Raw genomic sequence first — 13,104 nt, 5'->3', positions numbered from 1 at the left:
GCCACCCCGTCCTCTGGAGGATTCCCGTGTCCCGTCATGTCGTCCTGGGCGCCGGACCGACCGGCCGCGCCGTCGCCACACTGCTCGCCCGCCAGAACGTGCCGGTACGCCAGATCACCCGCGGCGGCGGAGGCGTCGACCACCCCTCGGTCGAACGGGTCGCCGCCGACGCGAGCGACGTCGGCCGCCTGACCGAACTCGTCGTGGGCGCCGAGGTGTTGATCAACTGCGCCATGCCCCCGTACGACCGGTGGATCACCGACGCGCCGCCTCTCGCCGCCGCTCTGCTCACTGCCGCGGAACGCACGGGCGCGCGTTACGTCATGCTCGGCAACCTGTACGGGTACGGCGAGGTGCACCGGCCGATGACCGAGGACCTGCCGATGGCACCGGTCTCGGCCAAGGGCCGGGTACGGGCCCGGATGTGGCTCGACGCCCTGGACTCCCACCGCGCCGGACGGGCCCGCGTCACCGAGGTCCGCGCCGCCGCGTTCCTCGGCGCGGGCGCCCTGAGCACGTTCACCCTGGGCATCGCCCCGCAGGTGCTCGCGGGCCGGGTGGCGACCTATCCCGGCCGGCTCGACGTGCCCCACAGCTGGTCGTACGTCGGTGACGTCGCGGCGACGCTGGTGGCGGCCGCGCACGACGACCGCTCCTGGGGCCGCGCCTGGCACGCGCCCGCCGCCACCGCCACCGCCGGTGAGCTGGCCGAGCGGTTCGCGAAGCTGACCGATGCACCGGCGCCCCGGCTGGAGCGCCTGGACCGGAGCGCTCTCGCCTCCCTGGCGGTGTCCACCCCGGTGCTGGGCGAGTTGATCGAGATGCTGTACGCCACCGAGCACCCGCACCTCCTCGACTCCACCGATACCCGGCGCACGCTCGGCCTCACCCCGACGGACCTGGACACGGCACTCCTCGACACGGCACACGGCCTGGACGGGTAGGAAGCGGGCGGGAGAAAGGGGGAGGGGGAGGGGGAGGGGGAGGGGAGGGGGAGGGGAGGGGGAGGAGGGCCTTCGGGAGGCGGGGGCGCGGTGGTTCGCAACGTACGCCGGGCGAGCACAGCACTTTTCGGACAAGCCTGGGCCACTCGGGTGACATGAGACAACCCGCCCCGCCCCCGGCCGCCTCTCACAGGCCGGACACAGCGTAGCCACAGATGAGTTGGGGCCGTGCTGGCTCGTCCACGTTCCATCGCGCACTCGGAAAAAGCGGAAGTACGAGGAATGATGACCAGATCCCAGCAGGACCGCCGCACCCACCGCCTCACCCGCCCCTCCATCGCCGTCGCCGCCGCTCTCGCCGTCACGGCGGGGGTCGTCGCCGCCGCGCCCGACGCGAGGACGGCGGCGCCGGGGCCGAAGCTCGGCCTGATCGCCGCCTCCGCCTCGGTGACGCTCGAATCGTGGAAGGACGATCCCGGTGTCCATCTCGACCTCGGGACCTATCTCACCTCCGAGAACGGGGCCTTCGAGCTCAAGGTGACCCGTAAGTCCTACAAGGACCCGGTCGTCATCGCGCAGGTCGTCCGGGACGGGAAGAAGACGCGGACCAAGGCGCTTCCCGCCGGGCTGGTGAAGGACTTCACCGGGCTGCCGGACTTCGTGCAGATCAGCGTCACCGACGCGGCGGGCAGGGTGGTGCTCAGGAAGGCCGAGCCCTTCTGCCCCAACAACGCCTCCGGGCGCGTACGGCCCGACGCCCCCGCCACCTCGAAGTATCCGCAGAGCTGCCCCGTCAACCCCTTCACCCTCGGCTCCGTGTGGGGTGTGGAGAACGGGTGGGCCGCCAACACCTATGCCGGGTACTACTCCGAGCCGGTCCAGCTGGCCGCCGGGACGTACACCGCCAAGGTCTCCGTGGCCAAGAAGTACCGCGATCTCTTCGGCATCGAGAACAAGCCGCAGAGCGTCAAGGTGAACGTCGTCGAGCGTAGTTGGGACGGGGAGGAGGGGGAGGAGGAAGGGGGCAGCGACGTGGGTGCTGCCGCCAAGTCCGCCCACGCGGGGCACGGCGCCCAGCACGCCCCCGCCGCTCACTCCGGACACGGCCCCCAGCACGACTCAGCCGGACACGGCGCCCACGGCGCCCCCGCCCGCACCGACGCCCCCGCCCCCGCGACGAGCGGCGCCGGGCCCACGTACAACGTCGGTCATGGGCCCTACCCCCCGGCGCCGCCCGCCCTCCCCTGGGCGCTCAAGAAGCAGGCCGCCGGGGAGGGCGGACCCGCGCGGCACGGGTTCTCCGCCGCGCGGGTCGGTGACCGTACCGGGCAGACCGACGGGTCGCGGCAGGCTCCCGGGGCGCGGCCCAACTCCGATCGGCCCACCGGGAAGGCGAGTGTGCCCGATGTTCCCAAGCCCGACCTGCGCTCGCTGCCCGCGTACGGCATCACCGTCAGCGACGGGTACGAGGACGTGCCCGGCAAGGACTACCTCGCCTTCAGCGCCAACGTGTGGAACGCGGGGCCGGCCAAGCTCGTCGTGGACGGGTTCCGTTCGCCGGGCAAGGAGCTGATGGACGCCTACCAGTACTTCTACGACGCCAAGGGCAAGCAGGTCGGCTACACCCCGACCGGCACCATGGAGTGGGACCCGCGCCCCGGCCATGAGCACTGGCACTTCACGGACTTCGCCAGCTACCGGCTGCTGAAGGCCGACAGGAAGGAGTCCGTGCGCAGCGGCAAGGAGGCGTTCTGCCTCGCCAACACCGACGCCGTCGACTACACCGTCAAGAACGCCAACTGGCACCCGGGCAGCACCGATCTGGCCACCGCGTGCGGCCAGGAGAACTCGATCTCCGTACGGGAGGTGCTCGACGTCGGCTCCGGCGACACCTACACCCAGGACCTGCCCGGCCAGTCCTTCGACATCACGGACCTGCCGAACGGCACGTACTACATCCAGGTCCTCGCCAACCCGGAGAACCAGCTCAAGGAGACCGATTACGGCAACAACAGCGCGCTCCGCAAGGTCGTCCTCGGCGGCAAGAAGGGCGCCCGTACGGTGAAGGTCCCCGCCCACCACCTGGTGGACGCCAACTGACCCAGCCGTACTGACCCAGCCGTACGTACAGAAGCCGGGGGGGCAGCTCCGGGCCGGAGCTGCCCCCCGGCCCCTCTCAGAACTTGTCCACCGTCGCGCCCTCGGGGACCTCGTAGCAGCCCGACGTGAGCGTGATCCCCAGGCTCGGCTTCGCCCGCTCCCGGTACTGGACGATCCAGGCGCTCACCTTCTTCTTGTCGTTGTCGGCGACAAGGTTCAGGTTCTTGTTCGCGCTGTTGTCCCGGTACTCCCTCTTCAGCACCCAACCGCCCGTGCTGAGCTTCTTCTTGAGGTTCTCCATCGCCACGTCCGTGTCCTCGGCGGACGCGGGCAGGAAGTTCCACGGGTGGTACACGCTGAAGAAGCGCTCGGGGTCCTTCCCCTCGCACTCCTTGACCCCGGGACCCGGCTCGGACGCCTTCCCGGGCACGCCGAGGTACGTGTAGATCCGGCTGGATACGGCCTGGAGCGCGTCCGCCGCCTCGTCGGTGGTGGCGACACCCGCGTACGGGAGGCCCCCGGACGGTTCACCGCTGCTCGGGGCGGTGTTGCCGGTGTTGCTGCTGGTGTTGCTGCTGCTGTCGGAGTCGGTCATGCCACATCCACTGAGACTGAGGAGGAGAAGGCCGGTCAGGGCGAGAGGGAGCGCGGCGGCGCCCCGGGGGGCACGGCGCGCGGGGGGACCGGTCGCGGATCGGAGTCGGGGGCGGAGTCCAGGTCGGAGCACGGAGAACCTCGGTCGGGAGCGGGAGCGGAAGCAGGAGCTGAAAGGGGAGGAAAGAGGGAGGAAAGGAGGAGCGCCTCACTCCGGCTTGGTGACGTCACCGTACTCACCCACCACCACCAGCGCCTGGTTCTTCAGCGCCGTCGAGGACTCGTCCCAGTAGCCGCTGTGCCCCTCGACCCCCTTGGTCGCCGTCGATCCGGCGCCCTCCGGGGCGGTGTTCATCTGGTTGGCGCCGAAGACCTCGTCGCTCGGGATGAGGAACACCCCGCCGCCCAGTCTCCACTGGCTGCCGCCGTGACCCCAGCGGCCGATGTCGGGGACCGGGTCGCCGTCGGCCTCCGCGTTCCACACGTGCCCCTTCGGTACGTCCATCTCCTCGGCCGATCCGACCTTGACACCCGGGCTCCCCGCGAAGATCACGTCGTCCGCGTTGAGTTCGCCCTTCTGCGCGGCGGCCCCGATGAGCGTGGTGCCGTACGAGTGGCCGATGGCCGTGCGGTGCGGGTCGCCCGGACCGCTGTGGGAGGTCTCCAGGCCGTCCAGGAACTGCCGGTAGGCGGGGGCGCCGTCGTACGCGTAGTGCTCGAAGGGCGCGTCCTTGACGATGTCCTGCGGGGCGTCGTAGCCGAGCCAGGTGATCGCCGAGACGGACGCGCCGGGCGTCGCCTCCTGGGTCTGGCGCCAGAGCTGGGTCATCCGGTTGATGTCGCCCTCGACCTTGCTGAGGTTCGACGTGGTGCCGGGCACGTACACCGCCTGGTGCTCGGAGGTGTCCGGGTTGCCCGTGGCGATGATGGCCCGGCCGTTGCCCTCGGCGCTGAAACCGAGCAAGTACGCCTCGGGGAGGCCGCGTTCGCCGGTCTGGTCGAACCGGTTCCGGATCGCGTCCATGCCCTTGAGCGAGGCGTTCAGCCGACGGTAGTCGTCCCCGTACTTCTTGTCCCAGGCCATCCACTCGTCGGTGTGGACCTTGACCGGGTAACGGCCCGCGGTGATCCAGGTCCACTCGTTGGCGGGCGGGGCGGGGATGCCGTTCAGCTGGAGGCGGTGGGCGGCCTGCGTCTCGTCGAGGACGACCCGGTTCGCCTCGTCCCGGATGTCGGAGGGGAGCCCGTCCAGCCTGCCCACCAGCGCCGGGTCCAGGGAGAGGTACGCCTCGCGGTCCTCGGGGCTGAGCCCCGCCCACCAGGCGGCGTTCTCCTTCGGGGTGCCGTCCTTCGGCGGGGCGCCGATCGCGTCGAGGTACGCCTTGCCCGCCTCCCGTACCCCTTCCATGTCCGACCGCGCGTCCTTCCAGTCGGCGTCGGAGACGGTGAGGTCGTCGTCCGCCTCCAGCGCCCGCACCTTCGGCGCCCACTTCGCGTCCGCGTCGCTCGCCGCCTTCAGCGCTTCCGCGATCCGGTCGGCAATCTCCTGGGCCACCGCCGCGTGCGGGTTGGGCTGGAAACCCGCGGCCTGGCGGCCGACCGCCTGCGCGGTGGGGTCGGTGAGCCCGTTGGTGGAGCCGCCCTCGGGGGGAAGCTCGACCCCGTTCCTGGGCGCCGCCGCCGGGTAGGTGACGCTGCCGTCCGGGCCGACCGTGAACTTACGGGACTCGGCGTCGTCGAGCGCCGACAGCAGCTTCTTGCGGGCCGCGTCCATGTCGTGGGCGAACCCGTTCAGCGCGGCGCTCACCAGGCCGCACTGCACCTGGGTGTAGTGGAAGTTGGCCGCGAGCAGCTTCAGTTCCGCGAGCGCCGCGTCGGCCGCCTCGCCCCGCAGCGACTTCCGTATCCCGGCGGCGACGACGTTCTCCACCTGGTCCTTGGCCTCGGCGGCCATGTCACCGGTGGCGCGGTAGCCGTCGGCGGCCTGCTCCCACTCGGCGGGCTTGAGCTGCTTGAGCGTCGTGAGGTCCACCGGCCGCCGTCACCGCCCCGCGCTCTTGCCGCCGAGGCCCGGGGTATCCGCGTACTCGGTCTTGATCTTCCCGAACTCGCCGACCACGGCCTGGTCGGTCAGCAGCAGGTCGTGCCCGGTCTTCTCCAGGATTCCCTTCACGCTGCCGCACCGCTTGCCGAGATCCTTGACGTACCGGTCCCACGACGTGTGCACGGTCTTCTGCGCCCCGGCCGTCAGACAGCCGTCGTCCGCGCCGAGCCCCTGCTGTCCGTCCCGCAGCTTGCCCACCGCCTTGTCGAGGGGCTCCCGCAGCGCGCCGACGCCCGCGCCCGCGTCGTTCCATGCCTTCTTCGTGGACTTCACTCCACCGGTGACGCTGCTCGTACCGGCTCCGGTTGCGGGGCCGGTCCCGGGGCGGTCCTCCGGCGGGAGCTGGTTGAGGCGCATCCCGGTCTGCTCCCCGGGCTCCGTCCCGCCCTCCTGGCGCTGGGAGGCGTCCTGCTTCAGCTGCTCCCACTCTTCCCACGGCATGTGCCTGTACTCCCCCTCGTCGGTCGTTCCCTCGTCGGGCGTCGCCCCGGCAACGTACCAAGCCCCGGTTTCCGGAAGGAGAGCTCACCCCTGCCCGCTCTCACCCCTTGCCGTCCACCGCCCCCTTGCCGTCCACCGCCCGCCGGTCGGTGATCCGGGCCGTGGCGTCCGCGTCCAGGTGGGCCGTGCCCTCCTCGCCGGAGACCGTGACCCGGACCCGTGGCCCCTCGCCCGCCCCGGTGCCGGGGGTGATGTCGATGCGCCAGCTCTCGGGGTCGCGTACGCCCAGGGTGGTGCGGGCCTCGCGGACCAGGCCGGGGAGGAGTTCGTACGGGAGCGACTGGAGGTGGAATGTCCCGGTGGGCGGGCGGGTGGAGTCGCCGCGTACCGCCATGCGGTGCTCCTCGATGGTGACCTCGGTGACGTACGCGGTCTCCACCCTGGTCTCCAGATCCGTCGCCGTCGCCCGCATCCGCCCGAAGGCGAGCAGGGAGGTGCCGGGGCCGGAGACCGTGGTGGAGGTGGAGAAGGTGCGCGAGGACGAGGAGGAGGAAGAGGAGGACGAGGACGGGGGCTTTGCCGGGGTGTCCTCATCGGGTTCCGCCGTGAACAGCGGGCCCCGGAAGAGGAGCACCACCAGCACCGCGCCCGCCAGGAACGCGAGCAGGACCAGCAGGCACCACGATCCCTCGTCCACGTCCGGGTTGCTCACCAGGGTGGAGTCGGGCGCGGAGTCGATCTCCGCCTCCTCGGCCCGGCGGGCCCACTCCGGGGTGGGGCGGGTGACGATCCGCACGTCCCAGGGCTTGTCCGGGCGGTACTCGACGACCGCGATGCCGCGCGGCCGGTAGGCGGGGAGGTCGGCCAGGTTGATGTGCTGGGTGATCTTCACGCGGTAGGCCGGTCGGGCGTCCCCCGGTTCCGGTGCCACGGTGAGCCTGAACCTGACCGGTACGTCGGCCGATTCGCCGCCCGTCGCCCGCAGGTCCTCGATCCGGGCCAGGGCGAGCCGGCCGGCCGGTGGCCCCTCGCCCGCCGGGCGTCGCTTCCCGCCGAGGACGGCGAGCAGGATCAGGAGGGCCAGGGCCCCGCCCCCGACGGCGGAGACCGGTATGTCCTCCAGGATGACGCCGACGGTGACGGTGGCCAGCGCCGCACCGGCCATGGCCGAGGTGGCGGTCAGGCGGAGAACAGCCAGGCGTCGGCGGGCAGGTGGACGGACAGGTGAGCGGGCAGGTGGGCGGGCCGTCGCGTGCCCGGCCGGGGACCCGGGCGGGTCCACGGCCGGGCGTTCGGCCGTGCGTCCAGGCGAAGGACCGGGCGCGTGCCCGGGCGAAGGACCGCCCGCAGGTCCGGGCGAATGGTCGGACCCATGCCTAGGCGAATGGCCTTTGCTCAGTGCCTTGTTGGGATCGTCGTCATCCGGCCGGTCCCGCTCTCGTTCCTGCCCCTGCCCCGTTGTCCCCATATTCGTGATTGTGCCGGTCGGGGGCAGATCGGGGCAGGGGCGGGAACGTAAGAAAAGCGGGGGGAGAGGGTGTCAGTCCTCGCCCTCCAGGTTGCCTTCCGTCTCCAGGTAGACCTGGCGCAGCGCTTCGAGGACCGCCGGGTCCGGCTTGGCCCACATGCCGCGCGACTCGGCCTCCAGCAGGCGTTCCGCGATGCCGTGCAGGGCCCAGGGGTTGGCCTCCTGGAGGAACTGCTTGTTCTCCGGGTCGAGCACGTACGTCTCGGTGAGCTTGTCGTACATCCAGTCGGCGACGACGCCGGTCGTGGCGTCGTAGCCGAAGAGGTAGTCGACCGTGGCGGCCAGCTCGAACGCGCCCTTGTAGCCGTGGCGGCGCATCGCCTCGATCCACTTCGGGTTGACGACCCGGGCGCGGAAGACGCGGGAGGTCTCCTCGACGAGCGTGCGGGTGCGGACGGTCTCGGGGCGGGTGGAGTCCCCGATGTACGCCTCCGGGGCCTTGCCCTTGAGCGCGCGGACGGTGGCCACCATGCCGCCGTGGTACTGGAAGTAGTCGTCCGAGTCCGCGATGTCGTGCTCGCGGGTGTCGGTGTTCTTCGCGGCGACCTCGATGCGCTTGTACGCGGTCTCCATCTCCTCGCGGGCCGGGCGGCCGTCGAGCTCGCGGCCGTAGGCGTAACCGCCCCAGACCGTGTAGACCTCCGCGAGGTCGGCGTCGGTGCGCCAGTCGCGGGAGTCGATGAGCTGGAGGAGCCCGGCGCCGTACGTGCCGGGGCGCGAGCCGAAGATACGGGTCGTGGCCCGGCGTTCGTCACCGTGCTCGGCCAGGTCGGCCTGGGCGTGGGCCCGTACGTAGTTCTGCTCGGCCGGTTCGTCGAGCGAGGCGGCGAGGCGTACGGCGTCGTCCAGCAGCCCGATCGTGTGCGGGAACGCGTCCCGGAAGAAGCCCGAGATGCGGAGCGTGACGTCGATACGCGGACGGCCCAACTCGGCGTACGGGATGGGCTCCAGGCCCGTCACACGGCGCGAGGCGTCGTCCCAGACGGGGCGGATGCCGAGCAGCGCGAACGCTTCCGCGATGTCGTCGCCCGCCGTGCGCATCGCGCTCGTACCCCAGAGGGAGAGGCCGACCGAGGTGGGCCAGTCGCCGTTGTCGGTGCGGTAGCGGGTGAGGAGGGAGTCGGCGAGGGCCTGGCCCGTCTCCCAAGCGAGCTTGGAGGGAACCGCCTTGGGGTCCACCGAGTAGAAGTTGCGGCCCGTCGGGAGCACGTTGACCAGGCCGCGCAGCGGGGAGCCGGAGGGGCCCGCCGGGACGAAGCCGCCGTTCAACGCGTGGACCGCGTGGGCGAGTTCGTCGGTCGTGGCCGCCATGCGCGGGACCACCTCGGTGGCCGCGAAGGTCAGGATGTCGGCCACGGCGTCCGGGAGGCCCGCGGCGACCCCGGCCACTGCTTCCGGGGCCCAGTCCGCGTCGTCCATCGCCTGGACCAGCGCGCGGGCCTGCTCCTCGATGGCGTCGGCGTCCGTGCGGGTGGCGGCCGACTCGTCCAGGCCGAGCGCCTCGCGGAGACCGGGGAGGGATGCCGTACCGCCCCAGATCTGGCGGGCGCGGAGGACGGCGAGGACCAGGTTGACCCGGTCGTTCCCGGCGGGCGGGTTGCCCAGGATGTGCAGGCCGTCGCGGATCTGGACGTCCTTGATCTCGCAGAGCCAGCCGTCCAGATGCATGATGAAGTCGTCGAAGCCCTCGTCCTCCGGGCGGTCCTCCACCCCGAGGTCGTGGTCGAGCTTCGCCGCCTGGATCAGCGTCCAGATCTGGGCGCGGATGGCCGGGAGCTTCGACGGGTCCATCGCGGCGATCTGGGCGTGCTCGTCCAGGAGTTGCTCCAGACGCGCGATGTCGCCGTAGCTGTCGGCGCGGGCCATCGGCGGGACGAGATGGTCGATCAGCGTGGCGTGGACGCGGCGCTTCGCCTGCGTACCCTCGCCCGGGTCGTTCACCAGGAACGGGTAGACCAGGGGCAGATCGCCGAGGGCGGCGTCGGGGCCGCAGGCGGCGGAGAGGCCCGCGTTCTTGCCGGGCAGCCACTCCAGGTTGCCGTGCTTGCCCAGGTGGATCATCGCGTCCGCGCCGAAGCCGTTGTCCTCGGCTGAGGCCGCGATCCAGCGGTAGGCGGCCAAGTAGTGGTGGGACGGCGGGAGATCGGGGTCGTGGTAGATCGCGATCGGGTTCTCGCCGAAGCCGCGCGGCGGCTGGATGAGGATGAGCAGGTTCCCGCGCCGCAGGGCCGCGAGGACGATGTCACCCTCCGGGTTGGCGGACCGGTCGACGAACATCTCGCCGGGCGCCGGGCCCCAGTGCTGCTCAACCGACTCCCTTAGCTCCTGCGGGAGTTCGGCGAACCAGCGGCGGTAGTCGGCGGCCGGGATACGGACCGGGTTCTTCGCCAGCTGCTCCTCGGTCAGCCACTCCTGGTCATGGCCGCCCGCCTCGATCAGCGCGTAGATCAGCTCGTCGCCGTCGCCGGAGACCAGCCCCGGGATGTCGGCCTCGGGCCCGAAGTCGTAGCCCTCGGACCGCAGTCGGCGCAGCAGGGCCACGGCGCTGGCGGGGGTGTCGAGACCGACCGCGTTCCCGATCCGCGAGTGCTTGGTCGGGTAGGCGGAGAGGACCAGCGCGATCTTCTTCTCCGCGTTGGGGATCGAGCGGAGCTTCGCGTGGCGTACGGCGATCCCGGCGACCCGGGCCGCGCGCTCGGCGTCGGGGACGTACGCCGGGAGCCCGTCCTCATCGATCTCCTTGAAGGAGAAGGGGACCGTGATCAGGCGGCCGTCGAACTCCGGCACCGCGATCTGCGTGGCCGCGTCCAGCGGGGAGACGCCCTCGTCGTTCTCCTCCCACGCGGCGCGCGGGCTGGTGAGGCAGAGCGCCTGGAGGATCGGCACGTCGAGCTGGGTCAGCGCGCCCGCGTCCCACGACTCGTCGTCGCCCCCGGCGGACGCCTCGGCGGGCTTGGTGCCGCCCGCCGCGAGGACGGTGGTCACGATGGCGTCGGCGGCGCGGAGTTGGTCGACGAGGTCGGCCTCCGGGGTACGGAGGGACGCGACGTACAGCGGGAGCGGCCGGCCCCCCGCGTCCTCGACCGCCGTGCAGAGCGCCTCCACGAACGCCGTGTTCCCGCTCATGTGGTGGGCGCGGTAGTAGAGGACGGCGACCGTCGGCGCGCCCTCGGGCAGCTCCCGGGCGTCCCGCTCCAGCGGGCCCCACGCCGGGGCCGGGGCGGGCGGCTCGAAGCCGTGGCCGGTCAGCAGCACGGTGTCCGAGAGGAACCGGGCCAGCTGCTCCAGGTTGGCGGGCCCGCCGTGCGCGAGGTAGGCGTGCGCCTCGGCCGCGATCCCGATCGGCACGGTGGAGGCGGCCATCAGCTGCGCGTCCGGAGCCTGCTCACCGGTCAGCACGACGACCGGCCGCCCGGTGGCCAGCACCACGTCGAGCCCCTCCTGCCACGCCCGTACGCCGCCGAGGAGCCGTACGACGACGAGCTCGGCGCCCTCCAGCAGCTCGGGCAGTCCGTCGAGGTCGACGCGGGAAGGGTTGGCGTACCGGTAGCTGACCGGCCCCTCGGAGGCCCGGGCGCTCAGGAGGTCGGTGTCGGACGTCGACAGGAGCAGGATCATGCGGCGTCGGGCCTTCCTCGGGGTGTCCACGCCCCGGGCGGTGTCGGAGGGTCTCTCCGGGCGGTCCGGCGGCTGCCGGGCACTCGGAGAAGGGAGTTCCTGACTCGTCCGGCAGCCGGTGGTGGCGGCGGCCGGGCTCACAGTGGCGGGACCGCGCCGGATTCACACCGGGCTTCCTCCCCTGTCGCCGTCTGGCGATGGCGGCCTGAACGGACCGCCGCCTGCATCCTAAGCGGCGGGGGTGGGGGCGGGGCAGGGGGCGTGGGTGCGGTGGTGATCACTGTTTGGGGGTGGGGGCGGGGGGGCGGAGGCCCAGCGCGTGGCCACCGGTCGCCGCGGTCGCCGCAGTCGCCCCGCACCCCCTGTCCCACACCAGCAGCCACCCCTGTCCCGCAGGTCACAGCCACGGGCCCGCCGCCGGGAGCGGCCCGGTCGGTATGCTCGCCGCCATGCCCGATTCCGCCCCCTCGCCCGTTTCCGCGGGCGGCGCCTCCGCCCGCGCCGGGGGCGACGCCTGCCCCGGAACGCTGCGCCTGCACCCGGCGGACGACGGGGCGCTGGCCCGCGTACGGATACCCGGCGGGGTGCTGGACCCCGGCCGGGCGGACGCGCTGCTGGCGGCGGCCGAGCGGTTCGGGGACGGTGAGCTGCATCTCACCTCGCGGGGCAACGTACAGCTGCGCGGCCTCGGTACGGGGTGCGGCGGCGAGCTGGCGGCGCTGCTCACGGACGCGGGCCTCCTGCCGTCCGCCGCGCACGAGCGGGCCCGCAACATCGTGGCGTCACCGCTGGCCGGGCTGGACGGTTCGCCGTCGCTGGGGGCCTGGCTGGGGGAGCTGGACCGGCTGGTGTGCGCGTCGCCCGCCGCCGCGGCGCTCTCCGGCCGCTTCCTCTTCGCCCTGGACGCGGGCGGCGGTGACGTGGACGCGCTGGGCGCGGACGTGACGGTCATCGCCGGGGGGCCGGACGCCCTGCTGCGGATCGGGGCGGAGGACGAGGTGTTCCGGCTGCCGTCCTCAGACGAGGCCCCGCGCGCCGCGCTCCTGGCCGCCGAGGCGTTCCTCCGCGCCGCCCACGACTCCGGCGCGTGGCGCGTGAAGGACCTGCCCGACGACGTACGCACCGAACTGGTCCGCACCATCGGCCCGGCGACGGGCCCGGCCGTCCACCGCCCCCGCCCCCGGCCCCGTAAAGCGCCCGCCCCGGCCCCCGGACCGGTCGGCACGAAGGCCATCCCCGCACCGGTCGGCACGACGGCCGCGCTCAGCGTCGACGTACCCCTGGGGCGGCTCGCTCCGGCCCAGTGGCGGCTGCTCACGGAGACGGCGAAGCGGTACGGGGGCGAGCTGCGGCTCACCCCCTGGCGCGGGATCATCGTCCCCGGCCCCTTCCCCCGGCAGGAGGCGGCGGACGCACTCCGCGCGCTGTCCGCGGCCGGGCTGATCACCGCCCCCGACTCCCCCTGGACCGGCGTGGGCGCCTGCATCGGCCACCCCGGCTGCGCGAAGTCGCTGTCCGACGTACGGGCCGAAGCGGGGGCCGCTGTGGGACCGCCGGGGCGGCTACCTGTGTACTGGTCCGGGTGCGAACGCCGCTGCGGCCACCCCCACGGGGAGTGGATCGACGTGGTCGCCACGCCGGACGGGCACCGGATCTCGCACGTACGGGGAGAGCGCCGGGACGCCCCGACGACCGTACGGAACGATCCGGCGCGGCTGGCGGCGGCGGTGGCCGAGGCCCGCGCTCTCTGACGCACCACCTTCCTTGATGAGCTC

8 protein-coding genes and 1 riboswitch are annotated in these 13,104 nt (G+C 72.7%); of the genes, 3 read left to right on the top strand and 5 right to left on the bottom strand.

Translation table 11 applies throughout. The features are described 5' to 3' along the window. The first annotated feature begins 26 nt into the window (after positions 1-26). A complete protein-coding gene (locus B7C62_18190) occupies positions 27-944 on the top strand; it encodes an NAD-dependent epimerase (GenBank protein ARF73970.1) in 918 nt (305 codons plus the stop codon). A 285-nt stretch (positions 945-1,229) separates the two neighbouring features. After that, a complete protein-coding gene (locus B7C62_18185) occupies positions 1,230-3,044 on the top strand; it encodes a protein-lysine 6-oxidase (GenBank protein ARF77238.1) in 1,815 nt (604 codons plus the stop codon). A 76-nt stretch (positions 3,045-3,120) separates the two neighbouring features. On the opposite strand, the gene B7C62_18180 is transcribed toward B7C62_18185, so the two are convergent. From B7C62_18180 to B7C62_18160, 5 genes are all read right to left on the bottom strand, one after another. Beyond that, complete coding sequence (locus B7C62_18180) at positions 3,121-3,639, bottom strand: hypothetical protein (GenBank protein ID ARF73969.1); 519 nt, start codon at positions 3,637-3,639, stop codon at positions 3,121-3,123. Between the two features lie 207 nt (positions 3,640-3,846). Beyond that, positions 3,847-5,670: a hypothetical protein gene (locus B7C62_18175; GenBank protein ARF73968.1), complete on the bottom strand. Its 1,824-nt coding sequence runs from the start codon at positions 5,668-5,670 to the stop codon at positions 3,847-3,849. Between the two features lie 9 nt (positions 5,671-5,679). Next, positions 5,680-6,183, bottom strand: coding sequence for a hypothetical protein (locus tag B7C62_18170; protein ARF73967.1), 504 nt, complete (start codon positions 6,181-6,183; stop codon positions 5,680-5,682). 100 nt (positions 6,184-6,283) lie between these two features. Then, a complete protein-coding gene (locus B7C62_18165; protein ARF73966.1) occupies positions 6,284-7,348 on the bottom strand; it encodes a hypothetical protein in 1,065 nt (354 codons plus the stop codon). A 375-nt stretch (positions 7,349-7,723) separates the two neighbouring features. Further along, entirely contained in the window at positions 7,724-11,329 is a 3,606-nt protein-coding gene (locus B7C62_18160; GenBank protein ARF73965.1) for a cobaltochelatase subunit CobN, read from the bottom strand. Between the two features lie 93 nt (positions 11,330-11,422). Continuing rightward, positions 11,423-11,508: riboswitch (cobalamin riboswitch) on the bottom strand. 258 nt (positions 11,509-11,766) lie between these two features. On the opposite strand from B7C62_18160, the gene B7C62_18155 reads away from it, so the two are divergent. Then, on the top strand, positions 11,767-13,080 hold the full coding sequence (locus B7C62_18155; GenBank protein ID ARF73964.1) for a cobalamin biosynthesis protein CobG: 1,314 nt from the start codon (positions 11,767-11,769) through the stop codon (positions 13,078-13,080). The last annotated feature ends 24 nt before the right edge of the window (positions 13,081-13,104 follow it).

The sequence above is a fragment of the Kitasatospora albolonga genome (genome assembly GCA_002082585.1).
Taxonomy (GTDB): Bacteria; Actinomycetota; Actinomycetes; order Streptomycetales; family Streptomycetaceae; genus Streptomyces; species Streptomyces stephensoniae.
This window is presented reverse-complemented; position numbering and strand designations above follow the sequence as displayed.